20 protein-coding genes and 1 pseudogene are annotated in these 25,015 nt (G+C 66.2%); 11 read left to right on the top strand and 10 right to left on the bottom strand.

Annotated features, from left to right (window positions below):
• Nucleotide 1 precedes the first annotated feature (1 nt).
• The 7 genes and pseudogenes from kbl (at nucleotide 2) to HOP53_RS09875 (ending at nucleotide 11,127) form a co-directional block, all read left to right on the top strand.
• Nucleotides 2–1,192, top strand: coding sequence for a glycine C-acetyltransferase (gene kbl, locus HOP53_RS09900; protein WP_234269874.1), 1,191 nt, complete (start codon nucleotides 2–4; stop codon nucleotides 1,190–1,192).
• A gap of 133 nt (nucleotides 1,193–1,325) precedes the next feature.
• Complete coding sequence (gene malT, locus HOP53_RS09895) at nucleotides 1,326–4,031, top strand: HTH-type transcriptional regulator MalT (RefSeq protein WP_234269873.1); 2,706 nt, start codon at nucleotides 1,326–1,328, stop codon at nucleotides 4,029–4,031.
• Nucleotides 4,032–4,160: 129 nt separating this feature from the next.
• Nucleotides 4,161–5,837, top strand: coding sequence for an alpha-amylase family glycosyl hydrolase (locus tag HOP53_RS09890; RefSeq protein ID WP_234269872.1), 1,677 nt, complete (start codon nucleotides 4,161–4,163; stop codon nucleotides 5,835–5,837).
• Nucleotides 5,825–6,940 (top strand): sn-glycerol-3-phosphate ABC transporter ATP-binding protein UgpC, encoded by a 1,116-nt coding sequence (ugpC, locus tag HOP53_RS09885; protein WP_234269871.1) that lies wholly within the window; start codon nucleotides 5,825–5,827, stop codon nucleotides 6,938–6,940. Before HOP53_RS09890 ends, ugpC begins: the two co-directional genes overlap by 13 nt.
• A gap of 176 nt (nucleotides 6,941–7,116) precedes the next feature.
• Nucleotides 7,117–9,198, top strand: a pseudogene (locus HOP53_RS09880) (type VI secretion system Vgr family protein); the annotation flags it as partial.
• Between the two features lie 3 nt (nucleotides 9,199–9,201).
• On the top strand, nucleotides 9,202–10,278 hold the full coding sequence (locus HOP53_RS21770; RefSeq protein ID WP_479688669.1) for a Tle-like phospholipase domain-containing protein: 1,077 nt from the start codon (nucleotides 9,202–9,204) through the stop codon (nucleotides 10,276–10,278).
• Nucleotides 10,279–10,287: 9 nt separating this feature from the next.
• Nucleotides 10,288–11,127 carry an ankyrin repeat domain-containing protein gene (locus HOP53_RS09875; RefSeq protein WP_234269870.1) on the top strand — a complete coding sequence of 280 codons (840 nt, stop codon included), beginning with the start codon at nucleotides 10,288–10,290 and terminating at the stop codon, nucleotides 11,125–11,127.
• A gap of 69 nt (nucleotides 11,128–11,196) precedes the next feature.
• On the opposite strand, the gene malG is transcribed toward HOP53_RS09875, so the two are convergent.
• From malG to copM, 4 genes are all read right to left on the bottom strand, one after another.
• On the bottom strand, nucleotides 11,197–12,087 hold the full coding sequence (malG, locus tag HOP53_RS09870; RefSeq protein WP_234269869.1) for a maltose ABC transporter permease MalG: 891 nt from the start codon (nucleotides 12,085–12,087) through the stop codon (nucleotides 11,197–11,199).
• A gap of 25 nt (nucleotides 12,088–12,112) precedes the next feature.
• On the bottom strand, nucleotides 12,113–13,726 hold the full coding sequence (gene malF, locus HOP53_RS09865) for a maltose ABC transporter permease MalF (protein WP_234269868.1): 1,614 nt from the start codon (nucleotides 13,724–13,726) through the stop codon (nucleotides 12,113–12,115).
• Nucleotides 13,727–13,787: 61 nt separating this feature from the next.
• On the bottom strand, nucleotides 13,788–14,975 hold the full coding sequence (malE, locus tag HOP53_RS09860) for a maltose/maltodextrin ABC transporter substrate-binding protein MalE (RefSeq protein ID WP_234269867.1): 1,188 nt from the start codon (nucleotides 14,973–14,975) through the stop codon (nucleotides 13,788–13,790).
• A 221-nt stretch (nucleotides 14,976–15,196) separates the two neighbouring features.
• Nucleotides 15,197–15,748 carry a CopM family metallochaperone gene (gene copM, locus HOP53_RS09855; RefSeq protein ID WP_234269866.1) on the bottom strand — a complete coding sequence of 184 codons (552 nt, stop codon included), beginning with the start codon at nucleotides 15,746–15,748 and terminating at the stop codon, nucleotides 15,197–15,199.
• Between the two features lie 103 nt (nucleotides 15,749–15,851).
• Here copM and HOP53_RS09850 point away from each other — a divergent pair, with 103 nt between their 5' ends.
• The 4 genes from HOP53_RS09850 to HOP53_RS09835 all read left to right on the top strand — a co-directional run bounded on the left by HOP53_RS09850 (nucleotide 15,852) and on the right by HOP53_RS09835 (nucleotide 18,346).
• Nucleotides 15,852–16,301, top strand: coding sequence for a nodulation efficiency, NfeD-like protein (locus HOP53_RS09850; protein ID WP_234269865.1), 450 nt, complete (start codon nucleotides 15,852–15,854; stop codon nucleotides 16,299–16,301).
• 71 nt (nucleotides 16,302–16,372) lie between these two features.
• On the top strand, nucleotides 16,373–17,419 hold the full coding sequence (locus HOP53_RS09845; RefSeq protein WP_234270423.1) for an SPFH domain-containing protein: 1,047 nt from the start codon (nucleotides 16,373–16,375) through the stop codon (nucleotides 17,417–17,419).
• A gap of 150 nt (nucleotides 17,420–17,569) precedes the next feature.
• On the top strand, nucleotides 17,570–17,728 hold the full coding sequence (locus tag HOP53_RS09840; protein WP_234269864.1) for a YhfG family protein: 159 nt from the start codon (nucleotides 17,570–17,572) through the stop codon (nucleotides 17,726–17,728).
• A 21-nt stretch (nucleotides 17,729–17,749) separates the two neighbouring features.
• Nucleotides 17,750–18,346: a putative adenosine monophosphate-protein transferase Fic gene (locus tag HOP53_RS09835; RefSeq protein ID WP_234269863.1), complete on the top strand. Its 597-nt coding sequence runs from the start codon at nucleotides 17,750–17,752 to the stop codon at nucleotides 18,344–18,346.
• Between the two features lie 10 nt (nucleotides 18,347–18,356).
• Here the strand turns inward: HOP53_RS09835 and zapE are convergent, their stop codons facing one another.
• The 6 genes from zapE to HOP53_RS09805 are packed head-to-tail and all read right to left on the bottom strand — an operon-like array spanning nucleotide 18,357 to nucleotide 24,975.
• Complete coding sequence (gene zapE, locus HOP53_RS09830; protein ID WP_234269862.1) at nucleotides 18,357–19,499, bottom strand: cell division protein ZapE; 1,143 nt, start codon at nucleotides 19,497–19,499, stop codon at nucleotides 18,357–18,359.
• Nucleotides 19,496–19,969, bottom strand: a complete 474-nt coding sequence (locus HOP53_RS09825; protein ID WP_234269861.1) for a GNAT family N-acetyltransferase — start codon at nucleotides 19,967–19,969, stop codon at nucleotides 19,496–19,498. Before HOP53_RS09825 ends, zapE begins: the two co-directional genes overlap by 4 nt.
• 56 nt (nucleotides 19,970–20,025) lie before the next feature.
• A complete protein-coding gene (gene astB / locus HOP53_RS09820) occupies nucleotides 20,026–21,393 on the bottom strand; it encodes an N-succinylarginine dihydrolase (protein WP_234269860.1) in 1,368 nt (455 codons plus the stop codon).
• Entirely contained in the window at nucleotides 21,390–22,859 is a 1,470-nt protein-coding gene (gene astD, locus HOP53_RS09815) for a succinylglutamate-semialdehyde dehydrogenase (RefSeq protein WP_234269859.1), read from the bottom strand. The genes astB and astD overlap by 4 nt, the downstream gene beginning before the upstream one ends.
• Nucleotides 22,856–23,902, bottom strand: a complete 1,047-nt coding sequence (astA, locus tag HOP53_RS09810; RefSeq protein ID WP_234269858.1) for an arginine N-succinyltransferase — start codon at nucleotides 23,900–23,902, stop codon at nucleotides 22,856–22,858. The genes astD and astA overlap by 4 nt, the downstream gene beginning before the upstream one ends.
• Complete coding sequence (locus HOP53_RS09805) at nucleotides 23,902–24,975, bottom strand: arginine N-succinyltransferase (protein WP_234269857.1); 1,074 nt, start codon at nucleotides 24,973–24,975, stop codon at nucleotides 23,902–23,904. The genes astA and HOP53_RS09805 overlap by 1 nt, the downstream gene beginning before the upstream one ends.
• Between the last annotated feature and the right edge of the window lie 40 nt (nucleotides 24,976–25,015).

Genomic DNA, 25,015 nt, shown 5'->3' with positions numbered 1-25,015 from the left:
CATGTACGGAGCCTTCAAGCAGCACCTGCAGGGCGAGCTCGACGCCATTCGCCAGGCCGGGCTGTACAAGCACGAGCGCCAGCTGACCACGCCCCAAGGTGCCCATGTCGGCATCAATGCCGGCCAGGAAGTGCTCAACCTGTGCGCCAACAATTACCTGGGGCTGGCTCAGCACCCCGAGGTCAACGCGGCTGCCAAGGCGGGCCTGGAAGAGTGGGGCTACGGCCTGGCCTCGGTGCGCTTCATCTGCGGCACCCAGAGCCTGCACAAGCAGCTGGAACAGCGCCTGACCGATTTCCTCGGCACCGAGGACACCATCCTCTACCCCTCCTGCTTCGACGCCAACGGCGGGCTGTTCGAGACCCTGCTCGGCGCCGAGGACGCGGTGATCTCCGATGAACTCAACCACGCCAGCATCATCGACGGCGTGCGGCTCTGCAAGGCCCGGCGCTACCGCTACCGCAACAACGACATGGCCGACCTCGAAGAGCAGCTCAAGGCCGCCGACCGCGACGGGGCACGCTTCAAGCTGATCACCACCGACGGCGTGTTCTCGATGGACGGCTACATCGCCCGCCTCGACGAGATCTGCGACCTGGCCGAACGCTACGGTGCCCTGGTGCACTTCGACGACTGCCACGCCACCGGCTTTCTCGGCGAGGGTGGCCGCGGCACCCATGAGTATCGCGGCTGCATGGACCGCATCGACATCACCACCGGCACCCTGGGCAAGGCACTGGGCGGCGCCAGTGGCGGCTACACCAGCGGCAAGCGCGAGGTGATCGAGCTGCTGCGCCAGCGCTCGCGACCCTACCTGTTCTCCAACACCGTGGCGCCACCGGTGGTCGCCGGCGCGCTGAAGGCCATCGAGCTGGCCGCGGAGTCCGGCGAACTGCGCCGCCGACTCAGCGAGAACACCGCCTTCTTCCGCGCGGGACTCGAGCGGCTGGGCTTCGAGCTGCTGCCCGGCGAGCATCCCATCGTGCCCGTCATGCTGCATGATGCGGGGCTCGCCGCCCGCTTCGCCGAGGAGATGCTCAAGGAGGGCGTCTACGTGATCGCCTTCTCCTACCCGGTGGTGCCCCAGGGCCGCGCCCGTATCCGTACCCAGATGTCCGCCGCGCTGACCCGCGACGACCTGGAGTTCGCCCTGGCTGCCTTCGGCCGGGTCAAGGAGCGCCTGGGGCTGTAGCGAACAGGCGTTGCTATCGGCTGACCGGGTCTGAGCCCGGTCAGCCTTGCGTACGACCTTGGTCGCATAGAGCCCAAAGGCGACGAGCCAACCGTCATACTGAAAAACTGAAACGGTTCAGCGACGGTTTTCGATGACCATTCTTCTGGAAAAGCTCCGCCCGCCTGCACTGCCTGACATCGTCGTGGCCCGGGAAAGGCTGAACGATTGCTTCGCGCTCAGCGAGCGTGTGCGCCTGTTGATGGTCCAGGCACCTCCCGGCTACGGCAAGAGCACGCTGCTAGCCGAGTGTCTGACCCGACTTGAGCAGCCCTCGGCCTGGCTGTGCCTGGATGCCCGCGACGACGAGCCGGAGCGGTTCGCCGTCTATTTCCGCGAAGCCCTGATCCGCCTATGCGGTGAACTCGATGTCGCACTCGAACTGCCCGTGGCCGGTAATCTGGCCGAAGCCGTCGAAACCTGGCTGGCCCTGCTGCCGGCTCAAGCCCCACCGGGCCGGCTGGTGCTGGATAACGCTCAGCACCTGTGCCACCCTGCGATCCTCGAAAGCCTGCGCCATTGGCTGTGCCACCAGCCACCCTGGCTGACGCTGACCCTCGCTTCACGCACGCGCCCTTCTCTGGGCCTGCCGGAACTCAGGCTGCGCGGCGAACTGGAGGAGATCGGTCTGAGCGAGCTGGCCTTCGATGCGGAAGAGGCGCAGACCCTGTGCGCCGAACAGCTCAGCCTGCCCCCTACCCGGGTCAGCCTGGAGCGCGCCCTGCGCCGCACCGAAGGATGGCCGCTGGCGCTCGCCTGGCTGATCGAGCGCACCACGACCCTGGCCTCCTTCGATACGCTGCTGGAGCGGCTCGACGGCAGCCATCCGGACTTCGTCGCCTGGTTTGACGAGCTGCTGGCACGCTGTATCGACGAACAGGACCATCAGTTGCTGCTGCAGCTCGGCGTGCTGGAGCGCTTCTCACCCAATCTGGTCGCCAGGCTGCTGGAGGGCGAGCGGCTCTCTCAGCGGCTGGAGGCGCTGGAGCGAGCCGGCCTATTCCTTGAACGCGTCGAACCTCATTCGCAGTGGTTTCGCTTCCATCGGCTGTTTGCCGGCTACCTGCACCATCGTCGCCACGAGCTCAGCCTGACTTCACAGCACGAGCTGCATCAGCGCGCCAGCAACGCCTGGCTGCGCCTGGGCAACCCCGCCCTGGCCCTGGCCCAGGCCATCGAGGCCGAAGCCCCCGAGCCGCTGGCCGAGCTGCTCGAACGCGAGGGTCCCGACCTGCTGGCCAACGGCCACTTCTCGCTGTTGGCACGCGGTCTTGCCGCACTCGGTGATACCCGGCTGGTCGACTCCCCCCGGCTCACCCTGCTGCACGGCTGGGCCTCGCATGCCCAGTACCATTTCGATCGCACCCGCCAGGCCATCAGTTGGATCGAGGCGCAGCTCGAGCTGCCCGAATGGGCCGAGCTGGCCGCCGAGTTCGCCACTCTGCGGGCGCAACTGGCGATCAACGAAGGCGACGCCGAACGGGCAGCACCGCTGGCCGAGCAGGCCCTGACCCTGCCGCCGCGCTATCTGGCCACGACGCCGCTGACTGCCGCAGCGATACTGGCCGAGGCTCGCTTCGTGCTGGGCCACCTGGAGGAGTCGCTGCAGCGCATTCACAGCGTGGAGCGTGAAGCCAATCGTGTCGGCGATGCCCAAATGCTGCTGTGGGCCCTGTGCCATCAGTCCGAAACGCTGGTAGCTCAGGGTCGCCTGCAGGCCGCCTTCGACGTCCAGGAGCGTGCCATCGCTCACGTCGAGCACGCCGGCCTCGACCGCCTGCCGGTATGCGAATTCCTTTACCGCATCCGCAGTCAGGTGCTGTGGGAGTGGCAGCGTCTGGAAGAAGCGGAGCAGGCAGCGCTGAAGGGTATCGAGGTGCTCGACACCCAGGGCGAGCGCTGGACCCTGCAATGTCACATCGGTCTGGCCAAGGTAGCGCTGTCGCGGGGCGACCAGGCCCAGTGCGCCGATCATATCCGCCGCCTGCGCAAGATTCTGGTGCAGGGCAACTATCACATCGACTGGCAGGCCAACGCCCATGCCACCCTGCTGGCCTGGTGGCAGGCCAACGGCGATCTCGACGCCGTGGCACGCTGGCTGCAGGAGGCGCCGCCCGGCGACCCGGCACAGGCCAGCAACCACTTCGCCCAGTGCAACCTTCGCAATCACGCACGCGCCATGATCCTGCTCGACCGCTTCGACGAGGCCGAGGCGCTGCTGGTCGCGCTGGAACGCCAGACCGCCCAGTTGGGACTCACCACCGACGCCAATCGCAACCGTATCTGCCTGGCCGGGCTGGAGTGGCACCGCGGCCGGCCAGATGCGGCCCTGGCGCATCTGGCCCAGGCGCTTACGCTCGCCACCCGCACGGCGCTGGCAGGCAGCTTCCTGCGCCTGGGCCGGGCGCTGCCGGAAATGCTCGAACGTCTGCTGGCCGAGCATGAACTGGAGCCTCTGGCCCGAGGTCATGCCGAACGGCTGCTCGACCTCTCCCGTCGTCAGCGCGAGTTCGGCCGCGCCGTGCGTCTGATGCTCGACGACTCGGTCATCGACGACATCGTCTCGCGCCCCGACGTGCCAGAGCTGATCCGCACCTCGCCCCTGACCCGCCGAGAGTGGCAGATTCTCGGCCTGATCCATGCCGGGCTCTCCAACGAACAGATCGCCGAGCAGCTCTCGGTCGCCCCCACCACGGTCAAGACCCACATCCGCAGCCTCTACCAGAAACAGAACATCCGCCGCCGCGAAGAGGCCATCGCCCTGGCCGGCGAGCTGCTGTCGCGTATCCAGGGGGAGTAGGCCGAGCGAGCGGACTCCGCCCCCCGCCTACGCCTCCCCTCTACCGGGGCGTAGAGGATTCCCTGCACTGCCCATGGCGTCACCATCGACCCTACGTTTCTCCGTATGGCAAGACGACAAGGACAAGGCATGAACACACAGCACATCTTCGGCAGACAGGGACAGGACTGGTGGCGCGGTGCGGTGATCTACCAGATCTACCCGCGCAGCTTCATGGACAGCAACGGCGACGGCATCGGCGACCTGCCGGGCATCATCGACAAGCTAGACTACATCGCATCGCTCAACGTCGATGCGATCTGGATCTCGCCCTTCTTCACCTCGCCGATGAAGGACTTCGGCTACGACGTGGCCGACTACCGTGGCGTCGACCCCATCTTCGGCACGTTGGATGATTTCGACCGCCTGGTGGAGGCGGCTCACGCCCGCGGGCTCAAGGTCACCATCGACCAGGTGCTGTCGCACACCTCCGACCTTCACCCCTGGTTCGCCGAGAGCCGCACCAACCGCGACAACCCCAAGGCCGACTGGTACGTGTGGGCCGATGCCAAGGCCGACGGCTCGCCGCCCACCAACTGGCAGTCGGTGTTCGGCGGCAGCGCCTGGCAGTGGGACACCCGGCGCTGCCAGTACTATCTGCACAACTTCCTGGTCAGCCAGCCGGACCTCAACTTCCGCAACCCGCAGGTCGTCGATGCCATTCTCGACGAGGTGCGCTTCTGGCTCGACCGCGGCGTCGACGGCTTCCGCCTCGATGCGATCAACTTCTGCACCCATGGCGAACTCGTCGACAATCCGCCCCGCAGCAGCTCGGCGGAAGGCTTTCTGGGCGTGCGCCCCGACAACCCCTACGGCTACCAACTGCACCTGCACGACAAGACCCAGCCGGAGAACCTGGCCTTCCTCGAGAAGCTGCGTGCCCTGCTCGACGAGTATCCCGGCTCCACCAGCGTCGGCGAGGTCGGCGACGACGATTCGCTCAACGTGATGGCCGCCTACACCCAAGGTGGCAAGCGCCTGCACATGGCTTACTCCTTCGATCTACTGGGCGAGCGCCACGATCCTGAATTCCTGCATCACACGCTGACCGCGATGGAAGCGAAGATCGGCGACGGCTGGCCGTGCTGGGCACTGGGTAACCACGACGTACCGCGCCTGGCGACGCGTTGGAAGGCCCAGGACGACCCGACCAGACTGCGTCTCTACCTCGCCTTCCTGCTGACCCAGCGCGGCAGCGTCTGCCTCTACCAGGGCGAGGAGCTGGGCCTGCCCGAGGCCGAGCTGACCCTGGAGCAGCTCGTCGACCCGGCCGGCATCACCTTCTGGCCGGCCTACAAGGGGCGCGATGGCTGCCGTACGCCCCACCCTTGGTGCGCCGATACCCGCCACGGCGATTTCTCCCAGGGCGAGCCCTGGCTGCCGGTGCCCGAGACCCATCTGGGGCTGGCCATGGGGCACCAGGACTTAGCCCCCGATTCGCTGCTCAATGCCTACCGCGCCTTCCTTGCCTTCCGCCGTGAGCATGTGGCATTGAAGAAGGGCGAGGTGCGCTACCACCCGGTGCGCGACGAGGTGCTGTGTCTGGAGCGCCACCACCCTGCACGCGAGCCCAACGAGCGCCTGTTGGTCGCGCTGAACTTCAGCGACGCGCCGCGCACCCTGCCCGCCCCGCGGCAAGCGCGCCCGCTCGACGACGCCCCGGCGCTGGTCAACGGCGTCTGGGCCGATGGCAAGGTCCGGCTGCCGCCCTGCGGCATCGCCATCGCCTGCTGCCCGGCACAGGAGGAGATCACATGGGACGTCTGACGCTTGCCGGCATCGGCAAGGATTACGCGGGGATCGAGGTCTCCCGCGATATCGACCTGACCATCGAGGATGGTGAGTTCATCGTCTTCGTCGGCCCCTCCGGCTGCGGCAAGTCCACCCTGCTGCGCATGATCGCCGGGCTCGAGGACATCAGCCACGGCGAGATGCGCCTCGATGGCGAGCGCATCAACGAGGTCCCGCCCCAGGAGCGCGACATCGGCATGGTGTTCCAGTCCTACGCGCTCTACCCGCACATGACGGTGGCCGAGAACATGGCCTTCGGCCTCAAGCTCGCCCGCACCGACAAGACCGAGATCCGCCGTCGGGTGGAACATGCCGCCGAGATGCTGCACCTGGGCGAGCTGCTCGAACGCAAGCCCAAGGAGCTCTCCGGCGGCCAGCGCCAGCGGGTGGCCATCGGCCGCACCCTGGTCAAGGAGCCGGCGGTGTTCCTGTTCGACGAGCCGCTTTCCAACCTCGACGCCGCCCTGAGGGTCGACATGCGGGTGCAGATCGCCGAGCTGCACCGACGCCTGGGCGCCACCATGATCTACGTTACCCACGATCAGGTGGAAGCGATGACCCTGGCCGACCGCATCGTGCTGCTGGCCGGGGGTCGCATCGCCCAGGTCGGCGCTCCGCTGTCGCTCTACCACTACCCAGCCACTCTGGAGGTGGCGCGCTTCATCGGCTCGCCGCGCATCAACGTGGTGCCGGTCGAAGTGCTCGATCCGGGCCGCCAGCACACCTCGGTGCGCCTGCCCGGCGGCGAGACGCTGGCCGTGGCGGTCGACGGCGCCCGACTGCATGCCGGCGACAAGGCCACCCTCGCCGTGCGCGCCGAGGACTTCATCGCCCCGAGCGATGCCGACGCCCGCCTCTCGGCCAGGCTCATGGTGGCCGAAAGGCTCGGCTACGAAACGCTGGCTCATCTGCGGGTAGAGGGCGTCAGCGAGACCCTGACCCAGCGACTCGACGGCTTGACCCACCTGGAGGACGGCCAGCCGCTCGAACTGGGGCTCTCCGGCGAGCGCTGTCACCTGTTCGCCGCCGACGGCAAAGCCTGCTCCAGGCAGGTACGGATACCCGGCGTCACTCATTGAGCACGGGCAAGAAGTTGCCCAGCGGGCAACTTCTTGCCCGCCTCAGGCAATGGATTGCCTGAGTCCACTTAGCCTTTTGGACCTGCTCTCTGCTATTTCCTTGTTTTTACTTTAATTAGCCAAAACCTGGCACACCATCTGCTGCAACTCGGCCATGTACGCCTCCAGGAGGAAGCATGGCCTCTGAAAACGGACTTCACTTCACCCTTCAGCTCGCCGATGCCAGCTCGCCCGATACCGAAGGCCTGGCGGTCATCGAGTTCACTCACCGGGAACGGCTCTCCGCCCCCTTCGAGCTCACGGTGCGCTTCGCCAGCCGTAACGGTAGCCTCTCCGCTCGCGACATCCTCGACCGCGAGGCCACCCTGACGATCTGGCAGGACGACGAGAGGCTGCGCCAGGTGAACGGCATCGTCAGCGATTTCGCCCGTGGCGACCGCGGCCACCGCCACACCTTCTACCGGGTCGAGATCCGGCCCGCCCTGTGGCGCCTTGGCCTGCGCCAGAACTCGCGCATTTTCCAGGAGGTTTCGCCGCTCACGGTGCTCAACACCCTGTGCGACGAGCACGGGCTGACCGATCTCGCCTTCGCCGCCACCCGCGAACCCGAGCCTCGGGAGTACCTCACGCAGTATCGGGAAGATGATCTTGCCTTCGTCGAGCGCCTGGCCGCCGAAGAGGGGCTGTTCTACTTTCACGAATTCTTCGAGACCGGTGGCGAGACACCCTGCGCCGCCCACCGCCTGGTGTTCGCCGACGCGCCTCAGGTGCTGAGCCACCTGGGCGAGCGTACCTACCACGGCTGCGCCGGGGGCACGCCACCGGCGCGTCACGTGCGCAAGCTGCAGCAGCATGCCCGGGTCGCGCCGGCCTCGGCCACGCTCAAGGACTACTCGTTCAAGAAACCTGGCTATTCGCAGCTACATCAGGCCCAACTGCACGGCCACGCCGCACGCGATCTTGAGGCGCACGGCCAGCGTGGCGTCGTTGATACAGGGTACGAGCACTACGACTACCCCGGGCGCTACAAGGCCGACGCCTCCGGCCAGGCCTTCACTCGCATTCGTCTCGAAGCGCTACGCCGTGGCGCCAACACCGCCGATGCCGAGAGCGACCTGCCCGAACTCGCCCCGGGCACCCGCTTCACGCTCACCGACCACGACCTCGACGAGCTCAACCGCGACTGGCAGGTGCTCGGCGTGGTGCACCACGGCAAGCAGCCCCAGGCGCTGGAAGAGGACGGCTTCGTTCAGGGCAGCGAGCAAACCGATCAAAGTGATGGCCTGCGGGGTCGGGCAGGCTCGGAAGCCATGACCAAGTACCACAACGAACTGGTGCTGATGCCCGCCGACCAGGCCTGGCGCCCCGAGCCCAATCCCCGCCCTCGGGTCGACGGCCCCCAGATCGCCTTCGTCGTCGGGCCCGAAGGCGAAGAGATCTATTGCGACGAGTACGGCCGGGTCAAAGTGCAGTTCCCCTGGGATCGCTATGCCGAGCCCAATACCGCCGGGGCTGAAGGCGAAGCCGCGGAAAGAGCGCCGAGCGCCTGGATTCGTGTCAGCCAGGATTGGGCCGGTGGCGGCTACGGCAGCATGGCGATTCCGAGGATCGGCCATGAGGTCCTCATCAGCTACCTGGAGGGCGACCCAGATCAACCGCTGATCACCGGACGGATCTACAACGCCGTCAGCACACCGCCCTACGAACTGCCGGCGCACAAGACCCGCACCGTCATCCGCACCCAGAGTCACCAAGGCGAAGGCTTCAACGAACTGCGCCTGGAGGACGAAGCCGGTCAGGAGCAGATCTGGCTCCACGCCCAGAAAGACCTGGAGCTGCTGACCCACAACGACCGCACCGAAGAGATCGGCCACGACAGCCACCTCACCGTGCACCGCCAACGCATCAGCGAGATCCACGCCGACGACCACCTCACCGTGCGTGGCCAGCGCCACCTCAAGGTCGACGGCGACGACCACCTCATCGTTGGCGCCACGCGCCACGAAAAGACCACCCGCGCCCAGCTCGTCGAAGCCGGCCAGGAGATCCACCACCAGGCCGGCAGCAAGACAGTGATCGACGCCGGTGCCGAGATCACCCTCAAGGCCGGCGGCAGCTTCCTCAAGCTCGACCCCAGCGGCATCACCATCGTCGGCGCCCAGGTCAAGATCAACTCCGGAGGCAGCCCCGGCTCGGGGAGTGGGCAGGGGGCGGCGGCGGCGCTGCTGCCGGGTGCCGCCACGCCGGAAGCGAGCGAGGACATGACGCTCAAATCCGGCGCTATGCCGCTCATGGGTGGCTTCATGGCGGCGGCCATGGCCGTCGCCGCTGCGGGACAAGGCGAGGTCGAGCTTGAAGATAGCGACGATACGGCAGACTCGAGCCTAGACGACCTGGAGGAGGCCAGACGCCAGAAGGCGGCACGCTGGCAGTGTCGTCAAGGCCAGATCACCGCCGCCCGGACCCGGCTCGACACCATGCCTCCGGGCGGCCCCCGCGACACCCTGGCCGCCACTACCGAACGCTTCGCGCGCAACAACGTCGCCGTGGAACACGCCCGGCTGGCCCAGCATGTCTACGACCCCAGCCAGCCCGTGCCGGTGGGCTGGGGGGATAGCAGCCTGGATGCTGACTACCTAGCGGCAATGGATTTAAAGCCAAGCCAATTGAAGCCCTCAAATAGTGGTTTTAGAGCAGGTTTTTATGTCCCGGACCAAGAAGTTTTTGGTGATAAACTTGGTCCAACGCTCGCATTTAAAGGCACCCAAAATAGAGAAGATTGGCTGAACAACCTTGCGCAAGGTTTTAATCAACCTTCAGATTATTATCAAAGAGCCGTTCATATTGGCAACAGCCTTAAAGACTCCGGTGCTCACGTGCACTTGGTGGGACATTCGCTAGGTGGAGGATTAGTTTCTGCCGCCTCACGGGCAAGCGGGCTGCCTGCGACCACACTTAACTCCGCAGGCCTGCATCCCAATACTGTGGAACGCTATGGCGGCACGCTGCATCAGCCCAGGCCCGAGAATATCCAGGCGTTTCGCGTCGTGGGGGAAATACTCACGCTGCTGCAGGAGCGGCGGCTGAGTTCCACGCTCGCCGCGGCCGGGGTGGGCGCGGCACTGGGCGGTGGCACCGGCGCTCTTGCCGGAGCCGCCGGCAGCGCCCTGCTGGCCACGCTGATGCCGGATGCGGTGGGCACACCCTATCGGCTGCCCGGCCGGGGCATCAATCCGATCGAGCGTCACAGCATGGTGCAAGTCATCGAGGGGCTGGAGGCCCAGAAGTCGATGGATCAGGGTATCCTGGCCAAAGCCACGGGACATCACTGCACGTAGGGAGACATCATGCAGACCAAGCCACAGCGCCCTTTTCACTCGCGCTATCACTCACTGCTGTTGCTGGTACTGTTCTTCCTAGCCAGCGGCTGCCAGCCAACTCAGGGATTGACCATGTCACGTACTCACACTGCCGACGAGTTCTTCAGCGGCCCGCATCTCGAATTGGCCCGAGCCATCGAACGCAACGATATGGCAGCGCTGCGCCGTGGGGCCGAGGGCATCGACCTTACCGCCCGGGGCGAGCAGCAGATGACCCTGATGTGGTTCGCCCTGCTTCAGCAGAATCCGGATGCCGTACGCACCTTGGTCGAGCTGGGCGTACATCCCGGTGATAGTGCTATCGAAGCAGCCGAAGCACGTACGCCCCTCGGTGCAGCGTTAATGAGCAGGGACACAAAAATTCTAGAAGCAATGCTGGATGGTGGCCTATCGCCTAATGATGGAAGCGATACACCACTACTGGAGCAAGCTGTTATTAGCAGTACTCTCGAGCATGTAAGGCTGCTAGTAGAGCGAGGCGCAGACATAAATGCAGCCCCTGGCCCTGTGGGAAGAACTGCATTGGATATAAGCACTTCCGGTACAAAACCTGAAATTTCGATTTATTTGTTGGAGCAAGGTGCTGAGGCAGACATTCGCACCTCAACGGGCGTCACAACTGCTTGGCGCGTTCATAATCGCATCGAAGATACCCCACCAAGCCCTCTGCGAGACGACTTCATTCGCTTGCGCGATATGATGATCGAGCGCGGCGTCGAATTTCCCCCGCCCTCGCCCGTCGAGGTGCGCGAGCAGATGCGCGCCGAGGGGCTGACACCCCGCGTGCCGCCCGGTCACGACCGCTAGGAATCGGCGGCGAAGCATCGCCCGCCGGCAGAGCCGAGCGGGCGTTCGAGCCCTGGCGCAATGCCGCGGCTAGCCCTTCACTCCCCCCGCCGTCAGCCCGCCGATGATCCAGCGCTGGCAGATCAGGAAGGCCACGGTGATGGGCAGGCCTGAGAGCACCGCCGCCGCGGCGAAGTTGCCCCAGCGCTGGTTGTGGTCGGCCAGGTACTGCTGGGCGCCTACCGCCAACGTCAGCTTGTGCTCGTCGACGAGCAAAACGGATGCCATGGGGTACTCCATGATGCTCATGACGAAGGCGAGGATGAACACCACCATCAGGATCGGCAGCGACAGCGGTAGCAGGATGTAGCGAAACGCCTGCCAGGTGCTGGCGCCGTCGACCATGGCGGCCTCCTCCAGCGAGCCGTCGATCGACTCGAAGTAGCCCTTGATGGTCCAGATGTGCAGCGCCACCGCCCCCAGCGAGGCGACGATCAGTGCGCCGTGGGTGTTGATGCCGAGCCAGCCGACGAACTGCCCCAGGCGGTCGAACAGGGCGTACAGCGCCACCAGCGAGAGCACCGCCGGGAACATCTGGAAGATCAGCATGCTCTTGAGGATCGGTCCCTTGCCGGCGAAACGCATGCGGGCGAAGGCGTAGGCGCTGGTAGTGGAGAGCAGCACGATCAGCAGCGACGACACCAGCGCCACCTTGACCGAGTTCCACAGCCACAGCAGCACCGGAAACGGTGGCTGCACCACCGTGCCGTCGGCACGCTCCCAGGGAATACCCAGGGCCAACGACCAGTGCTCCAGGGAGAAGCGCTCCGGAATCAGGCTGCCGGTGGCGAAGTTGCCCTCGCGAAAGGAGATCGAGATCACCAGCAGCAGCGGGAACAGGATCAGCACCAGAAAGCCGATCAGGGCGAGATGGGCCGCCAGCTTGCGCCAGCGAAGGGAACGCGGTTGTACCATGGCCATGAGAGTTCTCCTGTGACCTTGCGAATCAGACCCTGACCTTGGCCAGGCGCAGGTTGAGCAGCGCCAGCCCCGCCACCAGCAGGAAGATCAGCGTGGCGATGGCGGCGGCCAGACCGAAGTTCTGCCCGGCGTCCTGGAAGGCGATGCGGTAGGTGTAGCTCACCAGCAGATCGGTGGTGCCCGCCGGGGTACTGGCGCCAAGGATGTCGGGGTTGCCGCCGGTAAGCAGCGCGATCAGCACGAAATTGTTGAAGTTGAAGGCGAAGCAGGCGATCAGCAGCGGTGTGAGGGGCTTGATGATCAGCGGCAGAGTGATCTGGAACAGGTTGGTGAGCGGGCCGCCGCCATCCACCGCCGAGGCCTCGTAGAGGTCCCTGGGGATCGACTGGATCAGCCCCATGCACAGCAGCAACATGTAGGGGTAGCCGAGCCAGGTGTTGACGATCAGCAGCATGCTGCGGGCGAGCCAGGGATCGGTGAACCAGTTGGGACGCACGCCGAACAGGGCGTCGAGGATCAGGTTTATCTCGCCGAAGTGCTGGTTGAACATGCCCTTGAAGATCAGGATCGAGATGAACGCCGGCACCGCGTAGGGCAGGATCAGCAGGGTGCGGTAGAGCGCCTTGCCACGCAGTTGGTCCCACTGCAGCAGCGAGGCGAGCACGAAGCCGACGATCAGGGTGAACAGCACGGTGAGCCCGGCGAAGGCGAAGGTCCAGACGAAGATCTGGATGAAGGGGCCGCGGATATCGGGGTCGAGGAAGATCCGTGCGTAGTTGTCCAGGCCCACCGCCACCGGCCAGCCCGGGGTGATGCGCTCCCCAACCTCGGTGACGAAGAAGCCCGTCTCTCCATCGGCGGTCAACAGGAGATCGTCGCGCCGGTCGTACAGGCTGCCGTCGTCGCGGGCTTCATAGCGGTCGAGCATGGGCGCATAGTGGCGCAGCCCGGCCATGCGCAGTTCCAACCCTTCCGGCGTCGCCAGTACCAGATTCTGCAACGCCGTGCGATAGGCGATCACCTCGCGCATGGCCAACGGCACGCCCACCGGCTCTCCCTCGGCGGGCTGAATGGCGACATGGCGACGCTCGCTGTCCTGCAGCGACATCGGCCCGGTGACGAAGCGCGAGACGCCCTCGAGCGCCTCTTCGAGCTCGGCTTCCGCTTCACCAGTCGTGGACGGAGCCCCCTCCCGCTCCAGATAGAGCCGCACGCCTTCGTCACTCGAGTAGAGCTGGAAGCCGAAGGTGGCGCTCTCCTCCTGATAGGTACGCGACAGCAGTTGAGCGCGCACCCGCTCCTCGCTGAGCAGGTTGCTGGAGCTGTAGTTGCTGAAGCTGATGCCGACGGTGTAGAGCAGCGGAAAGATGACGAACAGCGCCATGCTGGCCACGGCGGGAAAGATGTAGCGGTGACTCATCAGCGTGCGGCGGGTGAAGACCACCCCCAGCGCGGCGCCGAGCACCAGGAACAGCAGGGCAAAGATCGGCTGGCCGTTGAGATGGAAGGCCAGCACCAGCCACAGCAAGGCCAAGACCAGCGCTGCCACCAGGCCGCGCAGTGCCCAGCGAGTGTAGCGCTCGGCGGGATAGCGGGAGCGATGACGCGGCAGCCCCCGGGAAGCATTGGTGGTGTACATGGGTAGCGTCCTGGGCCGGGCCGGCGGCGCCTGCCGCCGGCCGAGGCATCGAGCGGGTTCGTTACTGGCGCATGCGGCGGGCCGCGGCATCCAGGGCTTCGCGAGGCGACTGGCGACCGCTGCCGATGTTCTGCAGCGCCGGCTCCATGGCGGCCCAGAAGGCACCCATCTCGGGAATGTTGGGCATCGGCATGCCGAGCTCGGCGTTCTCGAGAGTGGCGGCGATGTTGGGGTCGCGCTCCAGCTCCTGTTGATAGGCAATGTGCGCCACCGCCCCCAGCGTGCCGTCGCTGTTGAAGGTGCGCATGCCCTCCTCACTGAGCAGGTAGTTCTCGAGGAATTCCACGGCCAGGAAGTCGTTGGGCGAGGCGGTGTTGATCATCGCCGCCATCACGCCGAACATCGGCTTGGCGCGCTCCTCGCCCACCTTGGGCAGCAGCGCCACGCCATAGTCGATGCCGCTCTGCTCCAGGTTGCTCCAGGCCCAGGGGCCGCTGATCATGGCGGCCACCTCGCCGCGATTGAAGCGTGTGTCCATGATGCTGTAGTCGGTGCCGCGCGGCAGTACGCCGCTCTCGATCAGCTCCACCAGCAGCTCGGCGCCCTGCAGGGCTCCTTCGTTGTTGACGCCGATGTCGTCGACGTCGAAGCCCTCCTCGGTCTGGCGGAAGGGGTAGCCGCCGTTGGCGGCGAGCAGGGTCCAGCCGTAGTAGGGCTCGCCGTAGTCGAACAGGATCGCCTTCCTGCCCTGCTCGGCCAGCTCGGCATCGAGTTGCGCAAGCTCGGCGAAGCTCTCTGGCGGCGTTTCGACCAGCGCCTTGTTGTAGATCAGCCCCAGCGCCTCCACCGAGATCGGGTAGCCATAGTGCTCGCCGCTCCACAGGGTGGCGTCCCAGGTGAAGTCGAAGTAGCGCTCGCGGAAGTCGCTGGAGGGCGAAACGGGTGCCAGCAGGCCGCTCTGCGCCCATTCGCCGATGCGGTCGTGGGCCCAGATCACGATGTCCGGACCCTGGCCGCTGCCGGCGGCCTGCTGGAAGCGGTCGGTGAGGTTGTCGGGGTTGACGATTCGCACCTCGATGCCGGTGTCGTCGGCGAACTGGCGCGCCACCTCGCGGATGCCGTCGTAGCCCTTGTTGTCGCCCATCCAGATCGTCAGCCGATCGCCGTCGAAGGCATGGGTGGAGAAAGCCAGGCCGCTGCCGAGCGCGACCAGCACGGGAAGAAGCACTCCATGGCGTGTCCGATGCATGAGTTGAAACCTCCGGGTTGTTGTTATCGGCGCCGGTGCCCTTGCGGCACGGCGATAGCGAACACATGCAGCCTCGCCAATCGCGGCGGCGGCGTCCTCCTCCCCGGGGGGCGTAGCGGTGGCGTATGGGTGGGGCGTAGCGGGAAGCGCAGCGGGCGTATCGCGAAGGTCAGCGCGGGCGGCATGGGGAATGCCGCCCGCTGAAAGGCATTCGATGTTGCCTATTCGGCCTCGAAGCCGTGCTGGGCCAGCCAGTCGCGCAGGAAGGCGATCTCCTCTTCCTGGGCCTCGATGATCTCGCGAGCGAGGTCGCGAATCGCCTCGTCCTCGCCGTGCATCAGCACGACATTGGCCATGTCGATGGCCCCCTGGTGATGCGGGATCATGCCGCGGGCGAAATCGGCATCGGGGTTGCCGGTGAACTCGACTGCCATGTCCTCGTGCATGCGCCGATTGACCTCGCGGTAGGCCTGCACGGCCTCGTTGTCGGCGTGCTCGTCGGGCTCATGAACGTGGGCGTGGTCCTCCTCGGTTGCCTCCTCCTCGTCGCCATTGGCCTCGTCGCCATTGGCCTCGTCACCGTTGGCCTCGTCGTCATCGGTGGCCTCGTTCTCGTCGTCGATCTCAGCGTCCTGCTGCGGCTCGGCCTGCTCGATCTGCTCCTGGGCCTGAGCCTCCTCTTCCGCCGCCAGGGCCGGTGCGGCCAGCAGGGCACTGCCGGCCAGAACGACGGCCAGCGCCGACCAGGTACGTATCGTGAGGATGTGCGACATGCTGCTCTCCTTTACCATGTGAGTCGTACGACTACGATAGAACCAAGCGCCGCGCAGTGCGTTGCAGCGGCGCATCGGGAAACAATTCATTACCGAGACTACCATGGACTGGAACCCCGCCCTGATCTGGCTGGCCATTGCCCTGCTGCTGGGCCTGGCCGAACTCTCCTCCGGCGGCCTGGTGCTGCTGTCGCTGGGGGTGGCCGCCGCCCTGACCTCGGCGCTGGCGGCACTCGGCCTTACGCTGCCCTGGCAATTGCTTGCCATGGGCGTGTTCTCGGGCATTCTCATCCCGCTCGCGGTCAAGGTGATCCGCCCGTGGTTCTCGCCCGCCGGGGTGGCCTACGGCACCACCGGCACGGGCGTGGAGAAAGGCCACACCTATACCACCCTGAAACGCGACTTCGACGGCGCCAGCGGCGTCAAGATCAACGGCGACTTCTATCGCCTGCGCGTGGCCGAAACCGGCGAAACCGTGCTGCCAGAAGGCTCGCTGGTGATCTTCCATCACTTTGACGGTACTACGGCCGTCGTCAGCCACGTTCAGACATAGCGCCATCGTATTACCTTTGCGGAGCCCCTTTCGGCCCCGTCTCTACGCAACTGCAAGGAGTGAAAGTGAATATGGATCTTCCCATCAACCCGGGGCTGTTGATCGCCCTCATCGTCGTCATCATCGGCATCCTGATCATCGCCAAGGGGTTGGTGATCGTGCGCCAGTCGGAAGTCATGGTGATCGAGCGCCTCGGCTCGTTCAATCGCCTGCTGGAGAGCGGTATCAACATCATCATTCCGTTCATCGAGCAGCCTCGTGCCATCACCATGATCCGCTACCAGAAGCGTGGCGAGGAGTACTTTCCCATCACCACCAACGAGGCAAGGATCGACCGCCGGGAGACGGTGATGGACTTCCCCGGCCAGCCGGTGGTGACCACCGACAACGTCACGGTGCGCATCAATGGGGCGCTCTATTATCAGATCATCGACCCACGCCGTGCCGTCTATGAGATAGAGAACATGAGCCAGGCGGTGGAAGTGCTGGCCAAGACCACCCTGCGCTCGGTGGTGGGCAAGATGGAGCTCGACAAGCTGTTCGAGTCCCGCGCAGAGGTCAACAACGAAATCCAGGCCGCCATGGAGGAGCCCGCGTCAAAGTGGGGGGTGAAGATCTCACGGGTCGAGGTGCAGGACATCGCCATGCCTGAAGAGGTCGAAACCGCCATGCGCCTGCAGATGGCCGCCGAACGCAAGCGCCGCGCCACCGTGACCGAAGCCGAGGGCGAGAAGGCCGCCGCCATCGCCAAGGCCCAGGGTCAGCGCGAATCGGCGATCCTCAATGCCCAGGGCGACAAGGAGTCGGCCATTCTGCGCGCCCAGGGCGAGCAGGAGTCGATCAAGCTGGTGCTGAGCGCCATCGGCGACAGCGACGAGCACAAGCGCACCGTGGTGGGCTATCTGCTCGGCCAGAGCTACATCAAGGCGCTGCCGACCATGGCCCAGGACGGCGAGCGGGTGTTCGTGCCCTACGAATCCTCCGCCCTGCTCGGTTCCATGGGCATGTTCCGTGAAATGGCCGGCTCGCCGGAAGACACCGTGGCGAAGCACCTGCGTGACAGCGAGCGCCAGAGCGGCTTTCGTAGCGGCATCGTCGGCGGAGCGGCCAGTAGCTAGAGGCCAAGCCGGGACATCGGCTGTCAGGCCGATGTCCCGGCACCTTTCCACGACAGTGACGGTCCACGACAGCGACTGGCGATCGGGCAGGAAGCATCGTGGACCGATATGCGTTAAAATACGGACATCGGCAAATTCGAGGCAGCCCCCATGACCAAGGTATCCCTCAAGACCAAGCAGGACTATTTTGCCAAGGTCAAGCAGCATAACTATGCGGCTAGCCTGCGCCTGGAAGGGTTCAGCGCTCCCGATGTGCCGTATGCGCTGCCCAGCAAGTCCGCCACGCTGGAAAAATATCGCCAGCGTTGAGCATGGCCACCAGCCGCTGTCATGGACAAGTACGGCGTCGGCCAGGATCCCTACTGTTACGACGGTACCAACGTTTTCAGGAATCTCCTCGAGATTCGTGACGATGCAATCCTGCAGGAAGCCGAACGCGAGCTGACGACCATCGCTGCCGACGGGATTCCTTTCTCTCTCCCGCCCTACGATTTTGACTATCTCAAGTCGCTGCACAGGCAACTCTTCCGTGACCTTTATCCTTGGGCCGGCGAGATCCGTGCCATCGACATTTCCAAAGGCGATACGCGCTTTTGTCCTTGCGACCGCATCGAGCCGGAAGCCAAAAAACTGTTCGCCCAGTTAGTACGCGCCGACTGGTACACAGGCCTTGAACGTGACGAATTGATAGTGGCCGCCGCCGAGTTCTACGGCGATCTCAATGTCCTGCACCCCTTTCGAGATGGCAACGGCAGGGCGCAGCGTATTCTCTTCGAGCACCTGATCATCAATTGCGGCTATGAGATTTCATGGGCCGGGCTGGATCGGGACGAGTGGATTCGAGCCAACATCGCGGCTTACTACTGCGATTACGACCTCATGGTCGCGGTTTTCAGGCAGTGTATCGGGGCACCGCTTGCCGAATGAAGAAGCCGGTTCATTCGTTTGCAGGTAGCGCACCAAACCTCGCCAGCTGCATTTCCTGCAGCCGGCTGAGGGTGCGCCGGAAGGCGAAGGCCAGGTAGCCATCGGCATAGAGTTCGTCCATGGCGACCTCGGCTTCGATGTGGAGCGGCACGCGGCGGTCGTAGCACTCGTCGACCAGGGCGATGAAGCGGCGCACGCCATCGTCGCGTCGCGACAGCGGCGGCAACTCCCGCTCCCCGGTTTCGATGCGCTCGGCGCCATCCTCGGTGCCACGGGCGATACGCCCCGCTGCGGCGACGTCGCTCAGCCGCGGCACTTCGCTAAGCAGGACGTGATCGAACTCGTCGGCCAGGGCGATGAAGTCGAGCGCGGCCAGCGGCTGCTCGCACAGCTCGGCGTAGCGACACCACACCACTCGCTGACTGCGCCGTTCCACTGCGATGCGGCGGCGGCCCAGCTCGATGGGCTCGCGGCTCGTCGGCTGCCCCTCGCTCAGGCGCGCGAAAACGCTGGTAAGGGCGCTCGGCCGGCCGGGCTCCGCCACCCAATAGCGCTGGCACGCCCGACCGGGGTGCGAGCGGTGATCGAAGCCGCCGTCCAGCTCCACCACCTCTAGGCAACGTTCGATGGCGGCAATGGCCGGCAACAAGCGCTCGCGGTTGAAGCCTTCTGCGTAGAGCTGGCTCGGCGCCTGATTCGAGGTACACACCAGCACCACACCGTGCTCGAAGATCGCCTGCAACAGGCGACCGAGCAGCATGGCGTCGGCGATGTCGCTGACGAACAGTTCGTCGAGGCAGAGCACGCGCACTTCGGACGCCAGCTCCCGCGCCAGCGCGGAGAGAGGGTCGGCGGTGCCGCTGAGCTGGAACTGGCGCTGATGCACCCAGCGCATGAAGTGGTGAAAATGCTGGCGCCGGGAAGGCACCCGCAGGTGGCGGTGGAAGCCGTCCATCAGCCAGGTCTTGCCGCGCCCCACCGGCCCCCATAGATAGACGCCGGGCACGCTCTTTGGCTGCCCTCCTTCCTCACCATGCAACGCCTGGAAGCAGGCATCGAGCCGTGCCGCCGCACTCTGCTGGGCCGTATCCGGGGCGAAGCCGTGGCGCTCCACCGCCTCGCGATAGAGCGCCAGCGGCGAGGCGGCGGTCATGCCTCGAGATGGCGCAGCATGATGGTGACCGCCTCGCCCCGGTAGCTCAGCTCCTCGAGGTCCTGCCAGCCGAGGCGGCGATAGAGCCCCTGCTGATCAGGAGTATAGAGGTAGAACAGGCTGAAACCGCTGTCCACGGCTTCCTCTTCTACACGGCGAATCAGGCGGGCGGCGATGCCCTGACCGCGCCACTCCGGCAGCACGAACACCGAGGCCAGCCAAGGCGAGAGTTCGCGGCGGCTGTCCATGTCCTCGGCCATTAGCGCCGCCGTGCCCACCGGCCGATTGCCATGCATGGCGACGAACACCGAGGGCACGCCACCCTCTCCGCACTCCCGACGAAAGGCCTCGCGCCAGGTCTCGGCGGTACTGCCCGGGTGAAGGTGGCCCCACTCGGCGAAGGTCCAGCTCGCTACCGTATCAACGTGGTCCGAGTCGGGGATCAAACGGACGAGGGTGATGTCGCGCATGACGATTTCCTTATCCATTGCAAAAGCGCAGGCCTTGGCTAACCCAGTTGAAAGGGCTAACCCAACTGAAAGGGATAGACAGATCCAATTTGCAGGATGCGGGTCAACTCGTCCAGCGCAGTGAGGGTCTCGTCGGCCAGCTGCGGGTCGGCCAGGTCATCCGGCGCCAGGCGGTCGCGGTAGTGACGCTCGACCCAAGCGGTGAGTTCGCCGTACAGCGCCTCGCTGAGCAGCACGCGGCCGGTCAGCGCGGCGCGCTCTTCGGCGGAGAGCACCACCCGCAGGCGCAGGCAGGCAGGGCCGCCGCCGTTGCGCATGCTCTGCTTGACGTCCTTGACGATCACCTCGCCGATGGGGTTGTGGCCGGCCAGCAGCAGGTCCTGGATGGTGCGCCACACCGCCTCGCGCTCCTGACACTCGCCGGGCACCACCAGGGTCATGCTGCCGTCGGGGTTGCTCAGCAGCTGCGAATTGAACAGATACGACGCCACGGCATCCTCCATGCTCACCGCCTCGCTGGGCACGCGCACCGGTATCAGCGGTGTGGCCATCTTGGCGCGCAGCTCGTCGAGCGTGGCCTGCTCGTCGAGGAACGCCATCTCGTGGTAGAGCAGTACCGGCCCGTTGCCCACCGCGATCACGTCGTTGTGGAACACGCCGGCATCGATGGCCTCGGGGTGCTGCTGGGCGAATACCGTCTGCGCCGCAGCCAGACCATGCTGACGCGCCACCGCCTGGCTCGCTTCCAGGGTCTGGCGCGCGGGGAAGCGCTTGGGCTCGCGACTTTCACTAGACCCGCCGGCAAAGGACTGGCGACCGTAGACGTAGAGATGCACACCGGCCTCGCCATGTTCGCCGCACAACCGCGTATGGTTGGCCGCCCCCTCGTCGGAGAAGGCCGGTGTGGCTGGCAGCGCCGGGTGATGGGCGAAGTGCGCCTCGTGGCGGAAGATCGCCGCCAGCACGCGACCGGTGGTCTCCGGCTCCAGATAGCGATGGAAACTCGACTGCAGGTTGGCCGGGGTGAAGTGCACACGGCCGTCCGCGGCGTCGCGGCTCGGGGTGACCGTGGCGGCGTTGGCCGTCCACATGCTCGAGGCCGAACACACCGCGCGCAGCACTTGGGGCGCTTCTTCGGCCGCCCGCGATAGCACCTCGCGATTGCTGCCGGTGAAGCCGAGCGAGCGCAGCGCGCCAAGGTCGGGGCGCTGCTGGGGCGGCAGCACGCCCTGAGCGTAGCCGGCGTCCATCAGCGCCTTCATCTTTGCCAGACCCTGCAGTGCCGCCTCGCGGGGGTTGGAGACCAGCCCGCCGTGGCGCATCGAAGCCACGTTACCGTGGGCCAGCCCCGAGTAGTTGTGGGTGGGGCCCACCAGGCCGTCGAAGTTGACTTCCCGGTAGTCGGCGTTCGTCGTTTGGCTCATAACACCACTCCGGGCGGCAGGTTGTCGGGCAGGGTCAGGGTTTCGGCTTCCATGGAGGCCACCGGATAGGCGCAGTAGTCGGCGGCGTAATAGGCACTGGGGCGATGGTTGCCGCTGATGCCCACGCCGCCGAAGGGTGCGTCGCCGGAGGCACCGGTGGTCTGGCGGTTCCAGTTGACGATGCCGGCGCGGATACGCAACAGGAAGTCGTCCCAGTCGGCGCGCTCGCCGCCGATCAGGCCGGCGGCCAGGCCGTAGCGGGTATCGTTGGCCAGTCGCAGGGCCTCGTCCCAGTCGCGATAGCGGTAGACCTTGAGCAGCGGACCGAAGTGCTCCTCGTCGGGCACCTCGAGCCCGGTGACGTCGATCAGCGCCGGCGACAGCAAGCTGGTGCCCTCCTCCAGGCACTCCATGCGCGCCAGCACCACGCCACCCAGTGTTTCCAAGTCGTCCTGGGCCTTGAGCAGCCCCTGTGCCGCCTCCTGGCTGACCAGGCCACCGTAGAACGGCGCCGGCTCATCGAACTGTCCCGCCACCCGCAGGCGGGCGATGGCGTCGACCAGGGCGTCGAGCAGGTGATCGCCGACCTGACCCTCGGGCACGATCAGGCGCCGCGCACAGGTGCAGCGCTGGCCGCCGGAGAGGAACGCCGACTGCAGGATGGTCAGCACCGTGGCGTCCTGGTCGTGGACGTCCTTGACCACCAGCGGGTTGTTGCCGCCGAGCTCCAGCGCCAGGATCTTCTCCATCTGGTCGGCGAACTGGCGGTTGAGCAGGCCGCCGACCCGGGCGCTGCCGGTGAACAGCAGGCCGTCGATGCCCGGGTGCGAGGAGAGCGCCTGCCCCACCGGTGCGGCCCCCTGCACCAGGTTGATCACCCCGGCGGGCAGGCCCGCCTCCTGCCAGCACTGCAGGGTGAGATCGGCAGTCAGCGGGGTCTGCTCGCTGGGCTTGAACACCACGGTATTGCCGGCCAGCAGCGCCGGCACCATGTGCCCGTTGGGCAGATGGCCGGGGAAGTTGTAGGGGCCGAACACGGCCATCACGCCATGCGGCCGATGGCGCAGCACGGCGGTGGTGTCACCGACGTCGCGGCTGCGCTCGCCGGTGCGCTCCTGATAGGCACGCGCGGAGATCGCCACCTTGCCGATCATGGCGCCTACCTCGGTACGCGCCTCCCACAGCGGCTTGCCGGTCTCGCCGGCAATGGCCCGAGCCAGATCCTCGCGGTGGCTTTCCAGGGTCTCGCGGAAGCGCTCCACCACGCTCAGGCGCTCGGCGAAGCCGAGCCGCGCCCAGCCCGGAAAGGCGCCGCGTGCGGCTTCCACCGCTGCCGCCACCTGGCTGTCGCTGGCCGCCGCGCCCTGCCACAGGGGCTCGCCGGAGACCGGATCGCGCTTGGTGAAGCTCATGGCATCGCCCGGCTGCCAGCGCCCGCCGATCATCAGCTGTTGCATTGCGTTCATGATGTCTCCTCGGTATCCAAAACGCGCAGGGAGTCGCCAGCCGCCACGCCCAGCCGCTGCGCCTCCGTCTCGCTAAGGGTGAGGGTGCCCTCCTCGTCGGGGCCGCAGGCCACCCAGGCGGCGCGGAAGTCGGCCATGGTCGTGCTGGCCGCCAGCCAGCGTGGCCGGGCGGAGGGCGTGTCGCTGCCGCCGCGGATCTCCACCCGGCAGCAGTGCGACTTGCGCACCGCGCGTACGTCGTCGATGTAGGCCTCCACCGTCGGCCCACCGTCGAAGATGTCGATGTAGCCTTCCCAGCGCAGCCCCTCCTTCTTGAGCATGGCCAGCGCCGGACGCGTGTCGCGGTGCACCTGGCCGATGCAGGCCCGCGCCTCGTCGGAGAGAAACGGCGTGTAGATCGGGAACTTGGGCATCAGCTCGCCGATGAAGCTCTTCTGCCCCAGCCCGGTGAGGCGGTCGGCTTCGTCGAAATCGAGGGGGAAGAAATGGCTGCCCAGGCACTCCCAGAACGGGCTCTTGCCGCGCTCGTCGAATACCCCGCGCATCTCGGCCAGCACCTTGTCGGGGAACTGGTCGCGGAACTCGGCCATGAACAGCCAGCGCATCATCGACAGCAGCGCGCCGTTGCGCTGGTGCGCGCGCTCCTTGCCGCGAAAGCCCGGGCGCAGGAATAGCGAAGCCACCTCGGCGTCGCCGGTGTGGTCGGAGCTGAGGAACAGGGTGTCGATGGTACGGTGCAGGTCGAGCTGCACTGAAGAGTGGGCCAGCGTGCCCAGACGGTAGTGATAAAACGGCACCTCGCGGCCCACCTGGCCCTCGATGGCACAGCAGCCCGCCAGCTCGCCGCTCTCCTCGTCTTCCAGCACGAAGAAGTAGTTGCGCCGGTCGGCCGGGGTGCGCTGCTCGAAGGCGGCCACTGCGGCGGCGATCTTGGCCGCCAGAAACTCGCGGTTGTCGGGCAGCGAAGTGAAGCCGATCCCGGTCTCGCGGGCAATCTTCTGCAGTTCGTCCAGGTCGCCCTCGGCAATCGGTCGAATACGCATCAAAGCTCTCCCTCGTCGAAGCCCGCATCCTCTTCGCCGTTGGACGGCAGCGTCAGCGGCGCGGCCAGCACCGCCCGCCCCTCCTCCACACCGAGCAGCTCGGCGTGCTCCGGCGAGAGCATCAGCTGACCGGTGGGCGACAGCGCATAGCGCGCCACCACGCAGCGGAAGTCGGCCAGGCGCTGGTTGGCGACCATCGCCGGCTCGGCGTCCGGAAGAGCGTGGGCCGGGCGCACCCGCACCGGGTGCCAGGCGGCGCGGCGGAAGGTGTGCAGGCGGTCGCGCTCTCCCTTGATCACCGGGCCGGCGTCGAACAGATCGACGTGGCGCGAGCGCATGAAGCCCTCGGCCAGCATCTCTGCCATGGCCGCCTCGTGGGCAGGGTGCTCACGCCCGATGGCAGCCCGCGCCTGGGGCGTGAGCAGCGCCAGGTAGAGCGGGAACTGCGGCATCACCTCAGCGATGAAGCTCTTCGAGCGCACGCCGGCGAGATAATTGATGTCGTGGTAGTCGCGCACGAAGAAGTGGCGCCCCACGCTGTTCCAGAACGGCGATTCGCCCTGTTCGTCGAGATAGCCCGGAAAGGCCATCGCCAGCACCTCGGCGAAACGCTCCGGATACTGGGCGATAAACATCAGCCGCGCGCGGCGCAACAGGCTCTCGGCGCTGGTGGCGCGATAGCGCGGATCCAGCGACAGCGCGCACAGCTGAGTGGTCTCGGACACCTCGTGGGAAAGCGACAGGGTCTGCACCTCGCGGCGCACGTTGAGCTGCTGCGAGGCGTGGATCAAGGTTTCCTGGCGATAGGTGTAGTAGGCCTCCCGCGCGCCGGCCTCGGCACGCAGGGTGGCGGTACCTACGACCTCATCGCGTTCGAGATCCTCGAGCACGAAGGTGTAGTGTTCGTCGCCGGGAAAATCCACCTCGCGCCCGAACGACTGCCGCGAGCGGGCGATGCGCTCCTCGAGGCGGTCGCGATGGGCTGGCAGGTTGGTCAGGCTCGGCGTGGCCAAGCCCGCCAGCCGCTCCAGGGCCGGCAGGTCGGCCGGCCGAACGGGGCGTACGACCATCATGGCGGGATCTCCTGGTCGATTGGCGGTGTCGCGCATGGCT

The organism is Billgrantia ethanolica, from assembly GCF_021404305.1.
Lineage (GTDB): Bacteria > Pseudomonadota > Gammaproteobacteria > Pseudomonadales > Halomonadaceae > Halomonas > Halomonas ethanolica.
Note: the sequence above shows the minus strand (reverse complement) of the source record. Positions and strands in the feature narration are given on the sequence as shown.